Source organism: Janthinobacterium sp. PSPC3-1, from assembly GCF_049896105.1.
In the GTDB taxonomy this organism is placed as follows: domain Bacteria; phylum Pseudomonadota; class Gammaproteobacteria; order Burkholderiales; family Burkholderiaceae_D; genus Janthinobacterium.
This window is the reverse complement of sequence record NZ_JAFCTQ010000005.1, coordinates 52,985-68,888: the sequence shown is the minus strand read 5'-3', so window position 1 is coordinate 68,888 and position 15,904 is coordinate 52,985. Positions and strand designations below refer to the sequence as shown.

General features: G+C 66.4%; 15 protein-coding genes. 14 read left to right on the top strand and 1 reads right to left on the bottom strand.

Going from position 1 to position 15,904, the window contains the following annotated elements; genetic code table 11:
- Nucleotides 1-8 precede the first annotated feature (8 nt).
- From ACP7B7_RS07775 to ACP7B7_RS07725, 11 genes are all read left to right on the top strand, one after another.
- A complete protein-coding gene (locus tag ACP7B7_RS07775) occupies nucleotides 9-953 on the top strand; it encodes a D-isomer specific 2-hydroxyacid dehydrogenase family protein (RefSeq protein ID WP_426076267.1) in 945 nt (314 codons plus the stop codon).
- Between the two features lie 82 nt (nucleotides 954-1,035).
- Complete coding sequence (locus tag ACP7B7_RS07770; RefSeq protein WP_426076392.1) at nucleotides 1,036-1,857, top strand: class II aldolase/adducin family protein; 822 nt, start codon at nucleotides 1,036-1,038, stop codon at nucleotides 1,855-1,857.
- Nucleotides 1,858-1,869: 12 nt separating this feature from the next.
- The gene (locus ACP7B7_RS07765; RefSeq protein ID WP_426076266.1) at nucleotides 1,870-2,673 is read left to right on the top strand and encodes an energy transducer TonB; all 804 of its coding nucleotides are present in this window, start codon (nucleotides 1,870-1,872) and stop codon (nucleotides 2,671-2,673) included.
- 24 nt (nucleotides 2,674-2,697) lie between these two features.
- Nucleotides 2,698-3,480, top strand: a complete 783-nt coding sequence (gene tolQ / locus ACP7B7_RS07760) for a protein TolQ (RefSeq protein ID WP_426076265.1) — start codon at nucleotides 2,698-2,700, stop codon at nucleotides 3,478-3,480.
- Between the two features lies 1 nt (nucleotide 3,481).
- Nucleotides 3,482-3,907, top strand: coding sequence for an ExbD/TolR family protein (locus ACP7B7_RS07755; protein WP_426076264.1), 426 nt, complete (start codon nucleotides 3,482-3,484; stop codon nucleotides 3,905-3,907).
- Between the two features lie 9 nt (nucleotides 3,908-3,916).
- Nucleotides 3,917-4,900 carry an ABC transporter substrate-binding protein gene (locus tag ACP7B7_RS07750; RefSeq protein WP_426076263.1) on the top strand — a complete coding sequence of 328 codons (984 nt, stop codon included), beginning with the start codon at nucleotides 3,917-3,919 and terminating at the stop codon, nucleotides 4,898-4,900.
- Nucleotides 4,901-4,987: 87 nt separating this feature from the next.
- Nucleotides 4,988-7,489, top strand: coding sequence for a TonB-dependent receptor plug domain-containing protein (locus ACP7B7_RS07745; RefSeq protein ID WP_426076262.1), 2,502 nt, complete (start codon nucleotides 4,988-4,990; stop codon nucleotides 7,487-7,489).
- Nucleotides 7,479-8,459: an ABC transporter substrate-binding protein gene (locus ACP7B7_RS07740; protein WP_426076261.1), complete on the top strand. Its 981-nt coding sequence runs from the start codon at nucleotides 7,479-7,481 to the stop codon at nucleotides 8,457-8,459. Before ACP7B7_RS07745 ends, ACP7B7_RS07740 begins: the two co-directional genes overlap by 11 nt.
- 19 nt (nucleotides 8,460-8,478) lie before the next feature.
- A complete protein-coding gene (locus ACP7B7_RS07735) occupies nucleotides 8,479-9,807 on the top strand; it encodes an LLM class flavin-dependent oxidoreductase (RefSeq protein ID WP_426076260.1) in 1,329 nt (442 codons plus the stop codon).
- A gap of 28 nt (nucleotides 9,808-9,835) precedes the next feature.
- Nucleotides 9,836-10,399, top strand: coding sequence for a cysteine dioxygenase (locus ACP7B7_RS07730; protein WP_426076259.1), 564 nt, complete (start codon nucleotides 9,836-9,838; stop codon nucleotides 10,397-10,399).
- Nucleotides 10,400-10,419: 20 nt separating this feature from the next.
- A complete protein-coding gene (locus ACP7B7_RS07725) occupies nucleotides 10,420-12,042 on the top strand; it encodes a rhodanese-related sulfurtransferase (protein WP_426076258.1) in 1,623 nt (540 codons plus the stop codon).
- 18 nt (nucleotides 12,043-12,060) lie between these two features.
- Here ACP7B7_RS07725 and ACP7B7_RS07720 read toward each other — a convergent pair whose 3' ends face one another.
- Nucleotides 12,061-12,663, bottom strand: a complete 603-nt coding sequence (locus ACP7B7_RS07720; protein WP_426076257.1) for a CGNR zinc finger domain-containing protein — start codon at nucleotides 12,661-12,663, stop codon at nucleotides 12,061-12,063.
- A 124-nt stretch (nucleotides 12,664-12,787) separates the two neighbouring features.
- On the opposite strand from ACP7B7_RS07720, the gene ACP7B7_RS07715 reads away from it, so the two are divergent.
- The 3 genes from ACP7B7_RS07715 to ACP7B7_RS07705 all read left to right on the top strand — a co-directional run bounded on the left by ACP7B7_RS07715 (nucleotide 12,788) and on the right by ACP7B7_RS07705 (nucleotide 15,849).
- Nucleotides 12,788-13,666, top strand: a complete 879-nt coding sequence (locus ACP7B7_RS07715; RefSeq protein ID WP_426076256.1) for an alpha/beta fold hydrolase — start codon at nucleotides 12,788-12,790, stop codon at nucleotides 13,664-13,666.
- A gap of 32 nt (nucleotides 13,667-13,698) precedes the next feature.
- Nucleotides 13,699-14,085, top strand: coding sequence for a hypothetical protein (locus ACP7B7_RS07710; RefSeq protein ID WP_426076255.1), 387 nt, complete (start codon nucleotides 13,699-13,701; stop codon nucleotides 14,083-14,085).
- Nucleotides 14,086-14,205: 120 nt separating this feature from the next.
- Nucleotides 14,206-15,849: a DUF4394 domain-containing protein gene (locus ACP7B7_RS07705; protein ID WP_426076254.1), complete on the top strand. Its 1,644-nt coding sequence runs from the start codon at nucleotides 14,206-14,208 to the stop codon at nucleotides 15,847-15,849.
- Nucleotides 15,850-15,904 lie beyond the last annotated feature (55 nt).

Genomic DNA, 15,904 nt, shown 5'->3' with positions numbered 1-15,904 from the left:
AGACCGATATGAACGCATTGACCATCGCCAGCCAGTTCGACCCCAGGGTCAATGCGCTGCTGGCCGCACAAGCCGGCTTGCCGGTGCTGGACCTGGCGCCCGGTCCATTGACCGCGCTGCCCGACGCCGACATCCTGTTCGTGCTGCCGGCGCCGAAAGGCCAGAGTCTGCTGGCGACACAAGCGCCACAACAATGGCCGTCGCGCGTGCGCTGGGTGCAGCTGGCCTCGGTCGGCATCGATTACTACCCGCCCTGGCTGTTCCAGGGGCCGGTGGTGACCTCGGCGCGCGGCACGGCGTCCGATGCGATCGCTGAATACGTGCTGGCGGCGATTTTTTCCGCCACCAAGCGCATCCCCGAGATCTGGCTGGGGGGCGCCGGCGACTGGCGCAGATTATCGCTGGGCCTGGTCAAGGGATCGACCCTGGGCCTGTACGGTTTCGGCTCCATCGGCCAGGCCGTGGCGCAGCGCGCGCTGGCGCTGGGCGTAAAGGTCATCGCCTTGCGCCGCTCCGGCGCGCCGTTCGAGATAGCTGGCGTGGAAGCGGTGGCCGATCTCGCCACCTTGCTGGCCCGTTCCGACCATTTGGTGCTGGCCGCGCCGTCCACGCCCGAGACCCATCACGTGATCGATGCGGCCGCGCTGGCCCATGCCAGGCCACATCTGCACCTGATCAATATCGCGCGGGGCAACCTGGTCGATCACGAGGCGCTGCATGCGGCGCTGGACGCGGGCCAGCTGGCGCTGGCGACGCTGGACGTGACGGAGCCGGAGCCGCTGCCGGCCGGCCACGCCTTTTATACGCATCCGAAAGTGCGGCTGTCGCCCCATATTTCGCCCAGCACCGACGCCATCGTGCCGGCCCTGATCGATAAATTCCTGCACAACCTGCGCCATTTCCGCGCCGGCACGCCTTTGAGCGACGTGGTCGACACTGCGCGCGGCTATTGACGCCACCGAATAAACCACAGAACAAGGAAACGCCATGAGCAGCACCGCCCCTTTGTATTCCGCCCCCTTGTCGCGCCCGCACTTGCGCGCCGTGGGCGCCCCCGCGCCACGGCCCGCCATCTACGGCGCGCCGCGCGACGCCAACGGCAATATCATCTTTGCCGAACCGCCGCCGCCACCGACCCTGGCCGCCCAGCGCCAGCACCGCAAGGAGCGCCTGGCCGTGTCGTTCCGCCTGTTTGCCCGCTATGGCTACGACATGGGCGGCGCCGGCCATATCACGGCGCGGGATCCGGAGTTTCCCGACCATTTCTGGGTCAATCCGGCCGGCGTGTATTTCGGCCATATCCGCGTATCCGACCTGATCCTGGTCAGTCACGACGGCAAGGTAGTCGAAGGCGACGGCCTGCTGAACCGCGCCGCCTTTGCCATCCACTCCGAACTGCACAAGGCGCGCCCCGACGTGATCGCCGCCGCCCATTCGCACGGCCTGTACGGCAAGGCGTTTGCGGCCCAGGGCCGGCTGCTCGATCCGCTGACCCAGGATTCCTGCATGTTCTACGAAGACCACGCGATTTTCCAGGACTTCAGCGGCGTGGTGCTGGATACCAGCGAAGGCGAGCGCATCGCCGAAACGCTGGGGCCGCGCAAGGCCGTGATCCTGCAAAACCACGGCTTGCTGACGGTGGGTGCGTCGGTGGAATCGGCCGTATGGCGCTATATCGCGTTTGAAAACGCGGCCCAGGCGCAGCTGCTGTCGGAAGCGGCCGGCCCCACCAAGCCGATCCCGCACGCGGTGGCGCGCCATACGGCCGGCCAGATCGGTTCCGACGCGGGTGGCTGGTTCAGCTTCCAGCCGCTGTGGGACGTGATCACCCGCGAAGAGCCTGATTTGTTCGACTGAGAGGGGATATCCATGAACAGCGCTACCTTGACCTTTGCACCACTGACACGTGAGCCCGTCGCGGCCCCGGCCACGCCGGTACTGGCTGTCGCCAGCCTGCCATCGCTGCAACCGGGCACGCCGGCATGGCGCCGCTACCGGGGCGTGCTGATCTCCGGCCTGCTGCATGGCGGCGTGGCGCTGCTGGCCTGGAACCTGGCCGGCTCGCACCCCGCGCCGAAAGCGGTGGCCACGGTGGTGGAACTGATACGCGTGGCGCCGCCGAAAGCCATCGTGCCGCCACCGCCGCCGCCGGAACCGCAGGCCAAGCCGGTGTCGCTGGCGCCGTCAAGGCCCGTGGCAGCCGCTGTCCCTCAACCTAGAACGGTGGAGGCGCCGGCCGCCAGCGCGGAAACGTATAGCGCGCCAACGACGCCGGCGCCCGCCACGACTATCGGTCCCGTGACACCGGTGGCTCCCGCGCCAGCGCCGGCCCCCGCACCAGCTGCCGCCAAACCGGCGCCGCCGGCGTCGAAAGTGGTCAGCACGGAAGGCATACCCACCGACTATGTGAACCAGGTGTATGCCCGCATCAACCGCAATGCCGACTATCCGCAGGCGGCCAGGCAGCGCCGCCAGCAGGGCAAGGTGGGCTATGTGCTGACCCTGGACCCGCAGGGCGCGCTGCTGAAAGTGGAGCTGCAACCGTCCGGCGTGGAAGCGCTGGACGAAGCGGCGAAACAGGCCATCGAACGGGCCGCGCCGTTCCCCAAATTGCCCGACCTGGGCGGCAGTACCTATCTGCTGGCCGGGAATATCGTTTTCAAACTGAATTAGTCAATTGAACCCCTGGAGAACCGCATGAACCCGACCACCATTTCCGCCCATCTTTCCCCGCTGGAGCTGTTCCAGCAGGCCGACCTGATCGTCAAGGCTATCATCGTGCTGCTGATCCTGGCCTCGCTGGTCAGCTGGGGCGTGATCATCGACAAGCTGCTGCGCTTCAAGCGGCTGCAGCGCAGCGCCGCCGCGTTTACCACCGCGCTGGCCGGCCAGCCGACCTTGCACCGCCTGGCGCAGCAGTTGCGCGAGCAGCCGCAAGACCCGTTCGCCCGCATCTACCAGGCCATCGCCGGCGAATGGCAGCATAGCCACCGCCTGCATCTGCATGCGGATGCCTCTGGGCGCGACAGCCTGAAGGAGCGCATCAACCGGGTCGGCCAGATCGCCAGCAACGTGGAAGCCGAACAGCTGCAAAAAGGCTTGTCCGTGCTGGCCACCGTGGGTTCGGTGGCGCCGTTCGTCGGCCTGTTCGGCACCGTGTGGGGCATCATGAACGCCTTCCAGGGCATCGCCGCCAGCAACAGCACCAGTCTGGCCGTGGTCGCCCCCGGCATCGCCGAAGCGCTGTTCGCCACGGCGCTCGGCCTGGTGGCGGCGATACCCGCCGTGGTCGCCTACAACCGCGTGGCCGGTGACCTGAACAGTTATACGGGCCGCCTGGCCACCCTGACGGGACTGGTGGAAGTGCAGCTGTCGCGCCAGCTCGAAGCGGGCGAAACACAGATCGACAGCGTCGAAGCGACGGCAGGCAAGGCGGAACGCGCCCATGTCGTCGCCGGCTTGACGCCGCAGGGAGCCTGAGATGGGCGCCAAATTATCGACAGGTTCGGCACACAAGATCGGCCCCGTCAGCGACATCAACGTCACCCCGCTGGTGGACGTGATGCTGGTGCTGCTGATCGTCTTTATGGTGGCCGCGCCGATGATGGCCACCGGCGTGAAAGTCGACCTGCCGACCGCCAATACCAAGCCGCTGGAGGAGCCGAAGCCGCCGATCGTGATCAGCATCGACACGGCCGGCACAGTCTACGTCAATGAAACTGCGGCCAAGGCTGGCCCGGCCGACCTGCTGGCCCTGGTGCAGCAGGAATCGAAAGGCGACCATGAGCGCCGCATCCACCTGCGCGCCGACCAGGCGCTTTCCTACGGCAAGGTGGTGGGCACCATGGGCGTGCTGAACGACGCCGGCTACGCCCGCATCGCCCTCGTTTCCGAAGAAGCAAAATAAGGATCAAGCATGGACAACACAACACCAACGCGCCGCCGCTTTTTGACAAGCTCGGGACTGGCGCTGCTGGCCGGCGGCCTGGGTGCCTGGGGCCCGGCCTGGGCTGCGCCCCAGCTGGGCAGTACAACGCTGCGTATCGGCACCTACAAGGGCGGCGACAGCTATTACTTTACCGAAGCGGGCGTGGAAAAAACCCCTTACAAGAGCGCGCTGGCCGAATTTGCCGCCGGTAACCTGATCGTCGAGGCGCTGGCCGCCGGTTCGCTCGACTGCGGCGGCATGAGCGAAATCCCGCCCATCTTCGCGGCCGCCTCCAACGCGCCGATGAAGGTGATCGCCGTGCTGCGTGGCGACGTCAACAACCAGGTGGTGCTGGTGCCGAAAAATTCGGCCATCACCGACGCATCGCAGTTCAAGGGCAAGCGCATCGGCTATGCGCGCTCGACTACCTCGCACTACTTCCTGCTGCAGCTGCTCAAGGAGAAGGGCCTGAGCTTCAAGGATATCGAACCGGTGGCGCTGGCGCCGCAGGATGGCTTCGCGGCCTTCCAGAGCGGCCAGCTGGACGCCTGGGTGATCTTCGGCCTGGTGGTGGAACTGGCCAAGAACCAGGGCGCCCGCGTGCTGCGCACGGCCGACGGTGTCCTGTCGGGCAATTACGTGATCAGCGCTTCTACCCGGGCGATTGCCGATCCGCTCAAGCACGCGGCCATCGGCGACTACCTGCAGCGCATCGCCAAGGTCTATCAATGGATCAATGACCACCCCGAGCAATGGGCCGCCAAAAGCGGGCGCATCGCCGGCGTGCCGCCGCAGCTGTTCCTGAACCAGGTCAGGCTGCGCAGCCAGCCCTACAAGCTGGTGGCGGTTGACGACGCCGCCATCGCCTCGCAGCAGCAGGTGGCCGACGCGTTTGCGCAGGCGGGCCTGCTGGCGAAACGCATCGACGTGGCACCGCTGTGGGATCGCAGTTTTGCGAAATATTTAACATAACCCAAATAAATGCTGGGGTCAGACCCGGCGGGTCTGACCCCGGATTTTGCCTGCATCAACACATAATAAACAAACAAGGGAAATGCCATGCTTCACACTTACCAGCCGCTCCGCTTCAAACCCCTGCACCTGGCGCTGTTGGCCTGCGGCGTGGTCACTTCCATGGCGCATGCCCAGAACAGCATCGGCCAGGTCCAGGACGTGGTGGTGACCACCGGCGTGCGCGGCGAACAGCGCACGGTGGCCGACAGCCCGGCGCCGATCGATGTGATCAATGGCGAACAATTGCTGCACACGGGCCGCGCCGAATTGAGCGAGGCGCTGGCGCGCCTGCTGCCCTCGTTTAACTTCGGCACCAACCAGGCCGGCGTCAATTCGGTGGTGCGCCCCGTCAGCAACCGCGGCATGGGTCCGGCCTACACGCTGGTGCTGGTCAATGGCAAGCGGCGCCACAATGCGGCGCTGCTGACCAATGGCGGCGGCGACACCAGCGGCGTCAATCCGATCGACCTGGACACCATTCCGCTGTCCGCCATCGACCATATCGAAGTGCTCAAGGACAGCGCCGCCGCGCAATACGGTTCCGATGCGGTGGCCGGCGTGGTCAATGTGATCCTCAAAACCGGCAATCACGGCGGCTCGCTGGGCGCCACGGCCGGCCGCCTGAAGGAAGGGCAGGGCGACCGCAACAATTTCAAGCTGGAGGCCGATGCCGGCTTCAAGCTCGGCGACGACGGCTTCGTGCATGTCGCCGCCAATGCGCGCCAGCGCGGCCAGTCGTGGAACAACTTCAAATCGACCAACCTGGTCAACTATTCGCCGGCCAGCAATCCGAAGAACGCCACCTGGGACCGCGAAGGCGCGCGCAATGGCGATCCCGGCATCGAAGCCTATAACGTGGCCTTCAATGCGGAGCTGCCGTATGGCGCGACCGGCACCACCTTCTATGCCTTCGGCACGGCCGGCACGCGCAACACCATCGCCGGCAATAACTTCCGCCGCGCGAACGGCCTGGCGACCCTGGGCCAGCTGTTCCCCGACGGGTACTTCGCGCAAAATAACATGAGTGCCTACGACTACCAGCTGAACGCCGGCGCGCGCGGCAAGACTGCCGGCTGGAACTGGGACCTGAGCACGGGCTACGGCAAGAACCGCGCGCGCCAGTACAGCAACCTGACCAGCAATCCCTCGCTGGGCCCCACTTCGCCGACCAGCTTCGACAAGCTGGCCGTGTATCAGTTCGAGCAGTGGACCACCAACGAAGATTTTACGCGCGCCTTCGATATTGGCTGGAGCAAACCGCTGCAATGGTCGCTGGGCGCCGAGCAGCGCCTGGAACGCTTCACCACTTATGCCGGCGACCGGCTGGGCTACATCAACGGCGGCTATATCTTCCAGCCGGGCGACCAGGAAGGCAATCCCAACGTGGGCAAGCCGGCCGCCGTCGGCGCCCAGGCCGGCGTGGCCTTGTCCCCGGCCGACGCCACGCGCGTCACGCGCACGGTGCTGGCGCTGTACAACGATATCGGCTTCTATCCGACGCCGGACTGGTTTGTCGACGTGGCCGTGCGCGGCGAGCACTATAACGACAGCGCAGGCAATACCCTCAGCGGCAAGCTCAATTCGCGCTACGACATCACGCCGCGCGTGGCCCTGCGCGGCACCATCGGCACGGGTTTTCGCGCGCCGGCGCTGACCCAGCTCGGTTATGCGCAGACCGACAACCGCACCAATATCAACCCGGTCACCGGCGAAGTGGCGCCCAGCCTGTCCAAGCTGCTGCGCAACGATTCGACCCTGGCGCGCCAGCTGGGCGCCAAAGACCTGGAGCCGGAAAAGTCGACCAACGTGGGCCTGGGCGTGGTGTTCAAGGCCAGCGACAACGCCAATATCACGCTGGACGCCTACCAGATCCGCATCACCGACCGCATCGTGCGCACCGGCTACATGTTCGGCCCGGCATTTGCGCCGCTGCTGCGCGCCTCCGGCCTGACGGGCAGCGAGTGGGTGCAGTATTTTGCCAACGGCGTCGACACGCGCACGCGCGGCGCCGACCTGGTGGCCGACATCGCCTCCGACTATGGCGCGGCCGGCGTGGTGCGCTGGGGCGCGGCGCTGAACTGGAACCGCACGGCGCTGCTGAAGGTCAAGGCGACGCCGGCCGAGATCACGGCGCTGGGCGCCAATCCGGGCGGCACCCAGGTCTGGTACGGCTATGCGGCGGGCGGCGGCATCGGCGATTTGACGGCGGCGCCGCGCACCAAGCTGATTTTGTCGGCGCGCTGGTTCGTCGGCGATTTCGATGTCAACCTGCAGACCACGCGCTACGACAAGTCGACCTGGCAGACCACCGCCAACCGCGCCCAGGATTATCATTTTGGCGCCAAATGGCTGACGGATCTCGACGTGACCTATGCGCTGGGCAAGAACACCAAGCTGGTGCTGGGCGCGGCCAATCTGTTCAATGTCTTCCCGGACAAGAACGGCCCTGGCGACGCCAACACGGGTTCGTCCGGCTTTGTCTACGGCCCGTCACCATTCGCGCCCACCGGCGCCTATTACTATGCGAAAGCTTCCTATGACTTTTGATCCCCGGCGCCGCCGCCTGCTGGGCGCACTGCCGGCCGCCGCCTTGCTGGCCGCCTGCGGCGAGAAGGTGCTGGCGCCGTCCTCGGCCGACCTGTCGAAGGTGACCCTGGTGCTGGGCGACCAGGTCAACCTGCTGCGCTCGAAGGCGGAAGCGGCCGGCGTGCTCGACGGCGCGCCGTACAAGATCGAGTGGGCCAGCTTCCAGGGCGCGGCGCCGCTGTTCGAAGCCGTGGTATCGGGCGATGTCGATACCGCCATGGCGGCCGACACGCCGGCGCTGGCCGCCGCCGCCGGTGGCGCGCGCGTCAAAGTGGTGGCGGCCAGCGTGTCGTCGCCCAAGGCGGTGGCCATCCTGGTGCCGCCCAATTCGCCGATATTGTCGGTGGCCGATCTGAAGGGGCGTTCGGTGATCGTCTCGTCGGCGCGCGGCAGCGTGGCGCACTATTTGCTGTTCGGCGCGCTGCGCGAGGCGGGCTTGTCGATTGACGACGTGAAAACCGGTTTCATGCTGCCCGGCGACGCGGCGGTGGCGTTTTCCAGCGGCCAGATCGAGGCCTGGGCCACTTTCGGCACCTACCAGGCCAGCGCGGAGCTGCGCGGCGCGCGCGTGCTGCGCGATGGCGTCGGCATCAATTCGGGCATCGGCGTGATCGCCGCGTCGGATGCCGCCCTTGCACATGCGGGCAAGCGCGCCGCGCTGGCCGACGTCTTGCTGCGCCTGGCCAGGTCCAACGTGTGGGCCAATGAGCACCCGGACGAGTATGCGCGCGTGTTCGAACGCATCACCAGACTGCCGCCCGACGTCGTGAAAATGGTGGTGGGCCGCGACCGCCCGCAGCTGCGCGCACCGGACCAGCAGATCGTCACGCAATTGCAGCAGGTGGCCGACGCCTTTTACGAAGCCAAACTGTTCCCCCGTCGCGTCGATGCGCAGCAGCTGGTCGACGCCAGCCTGTTCCGCCCTGTTTAACTTATTCAAGGAGTCGTTCATGAGCACAGCACAATTGAAACTCGGTTTTATCCTGCATGGCGTCGGCCCCGGCTGGGGCGACTGGCGCCATGCGGACGCGCATCCGGGCGCCAGCACCGATATCGACTTTTATATCCGCCAGGCGAAACTGGCGGAGAAGGGCAAGTTCGATTTCCTGTTTGTCGCCGACAGCGTGCATATCACGGAAAAATCGAGCCCCCACTACCTGAACCGCTTCGAGCCGCTGACGATCCTGTCGGCGCTGGCCACCGTCACCAGGAACATCGGCCTGGTCGGCACCCTGACTGTCAGCTACAGCGAGCCCTACACGGTGGCGCGGCAGTTTGCCTCGCTCGACCATTTAAGCCACGGTCGCGCGGGCTGGAACGTGGTCACCTCCTGGCTGTCGGGCAGCGCGGAAAACTACGGCAAACCGCAGCATCCGCCGCATGAAGTGCGCTACCGCATCGCCGCCGAGCATCTGCAGACGGTGCAGGGCCTGTGGGACTCGTGGGAAGACGATGCGCTGACCCACGACAAGGCCAGCGGCCAGTTTTTCGACTCATCGAAACTGCATGCGCTGAACCACCACGGCGAATTCTTCCAGGTGCGCGGCCCGTTGAACATCAGCCGTTCGCCGCAGGGCCAGCCGGTGATCTTCCAGGCCGGCGCGTCGGAAGAGGGGCGCAATTTCTCGGCCCGCCATGCGGAAGCGTTTTTCACGGAAGGCTCGACGTTCGACTCGTCGCTCGCGTATTACACGGACATCAAGGCACGCGCCACCGCCTTTGGCCGCCCTGCGGCGCAGCTGGCCGTGCTGCCGGCGCTGCGCGCCATCGTCGGCGAAACCGAAGCCGATGCGGAGCAGCTGTACCAGGAAGCGGTGGCCCTGGTGCGCATCGAAGACGCGCTGGTGGCCCTGGCCCGCTCCTTCAATGAGCACGACCTGACGCAGTATGCGCTGGACGAAGCCTTCCCCGATATCGGCCAGTACGGCGCGCAAAGCAACCGCAGCGCCTCCGAGCGCATCATCCGGACGGCAAAGGAGGAAAACCTGACCCTGCGCCAGACGGCGCTGCGCTTTGCCAGCCCGCGCCAGGAATTCGTCGGCACCGGCGTGCAGGTGGCGGATGCCATCGAGCGCTGGTTCAAGGGCGGCGCGGCCGACGGTTTTATCCTGTTCGAGTCCTTGCCCTATCAGCTCGACGCCTTTGTCGACCATGTGGTGCCGGTGCTGCAGGAGCGGGGACTGCTGCGCTGCGAATACACGCACAGCACCCTGCGCGGCAACCTGGGCTTGCCGGTGCCGGAAAACCGCAACACGGCCGCGCGCCGCCAGGCCGCGTAAGCCGCTACTATCGCATCAGGAGACGAACATGACGACATATGCCGATTTGCCGGCGCCCTTGAGAAAGCTGGTCACCGGTTTCGAAGCGCTGCTGGAACAGAACGCGGCCGAACCGGTGGTGGTGGCGCAGGGCGGCGCGCTGCTGCGCACCTTGCTGGCCACCGACGACTGGCTGCCGGACGCCGCCGCGCAGCCAGACCCGCAGTACTACCGCCAGTACCTGCTGTACCGCGATCCGCAGGCGCGCTTTTCGGTAGTCAGCTTTGTGTGGGGGCCTGGCCAGGCCACGCCCATCCACGACCATACGGTGTGGGGCCTGATCGGCCTGTTGCGCGGCGCCGAGATTTCGCAGGATTTTCGCCGTACCGCCGATGGCGCACTGGAAAAAGCCGGCCCGCCGCAGCGCCTGGAAACGGGCGCGGTGACGGCCGTCTCGCCCGCCATCGGCGATATCCACCAGGTGGCCAACGCCCATGACGACCGCGTCTCGATCGGCATCCATATCTATGGCGCCGATATCGGCGCCGTCGACCGCTCCGTGTTTACACTGGAGGGCGCCGTCAAGCCCTTCCGTTCCGGCTACGCCAATTAATCATTTTGAATGAGCAGACCATGACCAAGAATCCTGCAACAAACGGCCTGGCCGTCTTCCCCCGCCGCAGCTACCAGCAAGTGCGCGAACAATTGCTGGCCGGGCGCGAGATTGCGCTGCTCGACGTGCGCGAGGAAGACCCGCACGCCCAGGCCCACCCGCTGTTTGCCGCCAACCTGCCGCTGGGCCGCATCGAGCTCGATGCCTGGACCAAGCTGCCGCGCCGCGACGTGGCCATCGTCACCATCGATAACGGAGAGGGGTTGGCCCAGGTGGCGGCCGAGCGCCTGCGCACCCTGGGTTACACGGACGTAGCGCTGTTCGACGGCGGCATAGAAGGCTGGCGTGCGGCCGGCGGCGAGTTGTTCCGCGACGTGAATGTGCCGAGCAAGGCCTTCGGCGAGCTGGTGGAAGAAGAGGCGCATACGCCGTCCCTGAGCGCCGAGGAACTGCAGGCCCTGATCGACGCGAAAGCCAATATCGTCATCCTCGACGCGCGCCGCTACGATGAATACCACACCATGAGCATCCCCGGCAGCATCAGCGTGCCGGGCGCCGAGCTGGCGCTGCGCGCGCGCGCCATCGCGCCGGACCCGTCCACCACCATCGTCGTCAACTGCGCCGGGCGCACGCGCAGCATTATCGGCACGCAGTCGCTGCGCAATGCCGGCGTGCCGAACCCGGTGGCGGCGCTGCGCAACGGCACCATCGGCTGGACCCTGGCGGGCCAGCAGCTGCAGCATGGCCAGACGCGCGTGTATCCCGAAGACCTGGAGCATGGCCAGCAGGATGCTGCGCGGGCGCGGGCGCTGGCCGACCGCGCCGGCGTACAGCGCACCGACGCGGCCGGCCTCGCGGCCTTGCAGGCCGATGCCGGGCGCACCACGTACTGCCTCGACGTGCGCAGCCCGGCCGAATTTGCGCTGGGCAGCCTGGCCGGCTTTCGCAGCGCGCCCGGTGGCCAGCTGGTGCAGGAAACCGAACAGTTCGGCCCCGTGCGCGGTGCGCGTTTCGTGCTGGCCGACGACGACGGCGTGCGCGCCAACCTGACGGCGTCGTGGCTGCGCCAGATGAACATTGAGGTGCATGTGGTCGATGGCCTGTCATCGCTTGACTTCAAGTCGCAGCAAGGCTGGAGCGCGCCGCTGCCGCCGCTGCCGGTGGTCGATGAGGTGAGCCCGGCGCAGCTGGCCCAGTGGCTGGCCGAGGATCCCGTGCACACGGTGGTGCTGGACTTTACCAGCGGCGTCAACTACAACAAGCGCCATGTCGCCGGTGCCTGGTTCGCGCTGCGCTCCGACCTGCGCGCGGCGCTGGCAAAACTGCCGGGCGACACGCGCCGCTATGTGCTGACCTGCGGCAGCAGCCTGCTGGCGCGCTTTGCCAGTGCCGACCTGCGCGAGATCATCGGCGCGCCCGTGTTCGTGCTGGCCGGGGGCACGGCGGCGTGGGCCGAACAGGGCCTGCCGCTGGAAACCGGGCCGACCCGCCTGGCCTCGCCCCTGATCGACCGCTACCGCCGGCCGTATGAAGGCACCGACAACCAGCGCGAGCAGATGCAGGCCTATCTCGACTGGGAGTTTGGCCTGGTGGCGCAGCTGGGGCGCGACGGCACGCATGGTTTCAAGGTGCTGCGCGATTAATCGTTCTCTAATCGTTCTCTAAGCGTTCTTTTTCCTGAACTGCGCCGCCTTGTAGCGGTTGCCGCACAAGGCCATGCTGCACCAGCGGCGCTTGTGGGCCTTGGTGCGGTCGACAAACCACAGGATGCAATCGGGGTGTTCGCACTGCTTGACGAGGTCGAAATCGCCCTCCGCCAGCAGCTGCGCGACGGCTTCGGCGACCGGCCCGAGCAGGCAGGCGAGGGCGTTTGCGCGCGCGCGGCGGCCCAACATCAGCTGGCCATCGGCGCCGCGCTCCAGTAGCGGCGCGCTCAGATAGGCCTGCAGATACGTGTTCAGGCCGTCGATATCTCCTTCCTTGCCGTCCTTACCATTCTTGCACCTCGTGATCAGCTGCTGCGCCAGCGCGCGCAGCGCCTGCGCCTGTTCCAGCAAGGCCGCCAGGTCGACCGTGCCGGCGTCTAGCTCCGGCGTGATGCCGCAGCGCGCCAGCCAGCGCAGCACATCGTCTCCCGTCCTCCAGAACTCCTGCAATTCGCCATGGCTGCGCGCCTGCGTGTTGATCAAGTCCATCGCCAGGTGGTCGCCCAGCAAGGGCGCTTCCGGTGCCGTGGAAGCCTGTTGAATTCCTGAATAGTGCATTAAGTAACCTCTTAAAAATAACTTGACAGGTTACTTTTTGCTGCCCATACTGGACTAAAGTAACCTTTAAAGAGTAATTATAATAGTTATTCAAAACCTTGCCCAACTGATTGAAGGAGTCATCATGTCCATCCAGGTTCATTACCACACCATTGCCATAGACGGCGTCGAGCTGTTCTACCGCGAAGCCGGTGCGCCCGATGCGCCGACGCTGTTGCTGCTGCACGGCTTCGGCGCCTCGTCTCATATGTTCCGCGACCTGATGCCGCAACTGGCGCGCCACTACCATGTGATCGCGCCGGACCTGCCGGGCTTCGGGCAGACCAGCGTGCTGCCGGATGCGTCGTTCGAGTACACCTTCGACCGGCTGGCGGCGGTGATCGACGCGTTTACCGTCGCCAAAGGGCTGGACCGCTACGCGCTGTATGTGTTCGACTACGGCGCGCCGGTCGGCTGGCGCCTGGCGGTGAACCACCCCGAAAAAATCACCGCCATCGTCAGCCAGAACGGCAATGCCTATGAAGAGGGCCTGAGCGAAGGCTGGGCCGACATGCGCCGGGCCTGGGCCGAGCCGACCGCCGCCAACCGCGAGGCGCTGCGCCGTTTCAACACGCTGGAGATGACGAAGTGGCAGTACAAGCAAGGCGTGAAGGATGCGAGCCTGATCGCGCCGGAACCGTGGCAGCTGGCCCATGCGGCCATCGAGCGCATCGGCGTCGAAGCGCAGATGGACCTGCTGCTTGACTATGGCCAGAACATCAAACAGTACGCGCAGCTGCACGACTACTTCCGCCGCCATCTGCCGCCGACCCTGGCGATCTGGGGCCGCAACGATCCGTTTTTCATCCCGGCTGGCGCCGAGGCGTTCAAACGCGACAATCCCGATGCCGAGGTGCGCTTTCTCGATACCGGCCACTTCGCCATCGAAACCCATGGCGCCGAGATCGCGGCGGCGATGCTGGACTTCCTCGGCCGCCATATCGGGCGCGCCGCGCTGGCCTGATCAGTTAGCATGGCGGCAAGGGGGATGGAACGATGAAACTGAAATTCGTGGTGGGGATTGCGGCCTTGCTGGCGACGCACGGCGCCTTTGCGACCAGGCCTTGCCCGCCACAGTTTGCCGAGTGCGGGCCGAATCCGTTTTATTCGCTGGTGGCCGGCATGTCGCAGGTGTGCGCCGAGCGCGATCCGGCGCGCGCCGCGCTGTACCGGTCCATATTGGCCGGTGTCGTGTCGCAGTACCCGCAGGCCTATGCGCAGCTCGATGCCGATCCGGGCTTCCGAAAGGAGCTGGCGGAGGTGGTGGGAGAGCTGCGCGCCATGAACGCGGAAAAAATACAGAAGGAATGCGGCGGCTTCATTATCGATGGCCAGGCGCCTGCGGTTCAGTCACCGCCTGCGTCCGCTCCGGGATCGAGGTGAGCCAGGAAATTTATTTTGCTTGGCCTGCATCCAAAGCCGCATCCGGTGGGTAGTAGAGGGGTGCGCTCCCTGTTTTCGCAGGCGGGCGTCACCTCTACAACCATTACAGGAGCCACGACCATGCCCCAACTGCCGTTTGCCAAGCTGCTGCTTGTTTCCTCGATTGCCCTGTCCCTCGCCGCTTGCGGCGGCAGCGACAATGACGATGTCGTCACGCCACCACCGACCACGCTGCCGGTGCTGACGGCGGGCGATGCGTTCGTGCTCACCGCCAGCAACAAGCTGATCTCGTTCGACCGCGCCTCGCCTGGCGCGGTGCGCACCACGGTCGCCATCACGGGCCTGCAATCGGGCGAAAACCTGCTGGGCATCGATTTCCGTCCGGCCGACGGTCAGTTGTATGCCGTCAGCAGCACCGGCCGCATCTATGTGATCAATGGCGGCACGGGCGCGGCCACCCTGAAGGCGACCCTGGCGGCCGATGCCACCGACACTACGGCGCCGTTCACGGCGCTGGCCGGCACCGCCTTCGGCGTCGATTTCAATCCGGTCGCCGACCGCCTGCGCATCGTCAGCAACACGGGGCAGAGCCTGCGCATCAATGTCGACACGGGCGCCACCACCACCGATGGCAATATCAACGGCGGCGCGGCCAATACCGCCATCACGGCCGCCGCCTACACCAACAGCTTTGCCGGCACCGCCAGCACCACGCTGTTCGTGATCGACGCGGCCAACAGCACCCTGTACACGCAAAATCCACCGAACAACGGCACCCTGGCCAGCCCGGTGCCGCTGGGCGTCACCGCCACCGCCGTGACGGGTTTCGATATCGATGCGCGTACCAATACCGGCTACGCCATCATGACGGTGGGCGGCGTGCGCAATCTGTATGCGGTCAACCTGTCGGCCACCACGGCGCCGGCCACCTTCGTGGTGCCCGTGGCCGGTGGCGAAGAGCTGCGCGGCATCGCCCTCAAGACGCCTGCCGCGCCCGTCGCCTACGGCCTGACGGACGACAGCCGCATCGTTACCTTCAAGACCGCCACGCCGAACACGCTCGACGCCAATGTGGCCGTCAGCGGCCTGGCTGCGGGCGAACGCCTGCTGGGCTTTGACGTGCGGCCCAAGGATGGCCTGCTGTATGGGATCTCGTCGAACGCGCGCATCGTCACCATCGACCCGGCCACCGGCGTGGCAACCGTCAAGGCGACCCTGTCTGCCGATGCGGCCGACACCACCGCGCCGTACACGGCGATCGCCGGCACCGCCTTCGGCGTCGACTTCAACCCGGTGGCCGACCGCCTGCGCGTGATCGGCAATACGGGCCAGAGCCTGCGCATCAATGTCGACACGGGCGCCACCACCACCGATGGCGCCATCAACCGCGCCGGCGCGCTGCCGGTCGTCACGGCCGCCGCCTATACCAACAGCATTGTTGGCGCGACCACCACCGCCTTGTACGATATCGATACGGCCAGCGCCAGCCTGGCGCTGCAAAATCCGCCGAACGACGGCACCCTGGTCAATGTGGGCCTGCTGGGCGTGCTGCCGGCCGGCGACGTCGGCTTCGATATCGCCGGCGGCGCCAATGGCCTGGCGCTGGCGGCGCTGCGCACCACGCCGACCGGCGCGAGCTCGCTGTACCGCATCGACCTGGCGACAGGCGCGGCGGTCCTGGCTGGCGGCGCCGCCACGCCGGCCACCTCGCTGGTCGGCAACGGGCAGGTGGGCTTGACGGACCTGGCGATCGCCATCAAGTAAGGCAGCCGATGGTGTAGCGGCCCAGCCCGGCCCGCTTGCTCCTGCAAGCGGGCCG

Bases quoted from the DNA above. Each gene is read 5' to 3' on its own strand.
- ACP7B7_RS07775 (WP_426076267.1), top strand. From the start codon at position 9: ATGAACGCATTGACCATCGCCAGCCAGTTCGACCCCAGGGTCAATGCG.
- ACP7B7_RS07765 (WP_426076266.1), top strand. From the start codon at position 1,870: ATGAACAGCGCTACCTTGACCTTTGCACCACTGACACGTGAGCCCGTC.
- tolQ (WP_426076265.1), top strand. From the start codon at position 2,698: ATGAACCCGACCACCATTTCCGCCCATCTTTCCCCGCTGGAGCTGTTC.
- ACP7B7_RS07755 (WP_426076264.1), top strand. From the start codon at position 3,482: ATGGGCGCCAAATTATCGACAGGTTCGGCACACAAGATCGGCCCCGTC.
- ACP7B7_RS07750 (WP_426076263.1), top strand. From the start codon at position 3,917: ATGGACAACACAACACCAACGCGCCGCCGCTTTTTGACAAGCTCGGGA.
- ACP7B7_RS07745 (WP_426076262.1), top strand. From the start codon at position 4,988: ATGCTTCACACTTACCAGCCGCTCCGCTTCAAACCCCTGCACCTGGCG.
- ACP7B7_RS07740 (WP_426076261.1), top strand. From the start codon at position 7,479: ATGACTTTTGATCCCCGGCGCCGCCGCCTGCTGGGCGCACTGCCGGCC.
- ACP7B7_RS07735 (WP_426076260.1), top strand. From the start codon at position 8,479: ATGAGCACAGCACAATTGAAACTCGGTTTTATCCTGCATGGCGTCGGC.
- ACP7B7_RS07730 (WP_426076259.1), top strand. From the start codon at position 9,836: ATGACGACATATGCCGATTTGCCGGCGCCCTTGAGAAAGCTGGTCACC.
- ACP7B7_RS07725 (WP_426076258.1), top strand. From the start codon at position 10,420: ATGACCAAGAATCCTGCAACAAACGGCCTGGCCGTCTTCCCCCGCCGC.
- ACP7B7_RS07720 (WP_426076257.1), bottom strand. From the start codon at position 12,663: ATGCACTATTCAGGAATTCAACAGGCTTCCACGGCACCGGAAGCGCCC.
- ACP7B7_RS07715 (WP_426076256.1), top strand. From the start codon at position 12,788: ATGTCCATCCAGGTTCATTACCACACCATTGCCATAGACGGCGTCGAG.
- ACP7B7_RS07710 (WP_426076255.1), top strand. From the start codon at position 13,699: ATGAAACTGAAATTCGTGGTGGGGATTGCGGCCTTGCTGGCGACGCAC.
- ACP7B7_RS07705 (WP_426076254.1), top strand. From the start codon at position 14,206: ATGCCCCAACTGCCGTTTGCCAAGCTGCTGCTTGTTTCCTCGATTGCC.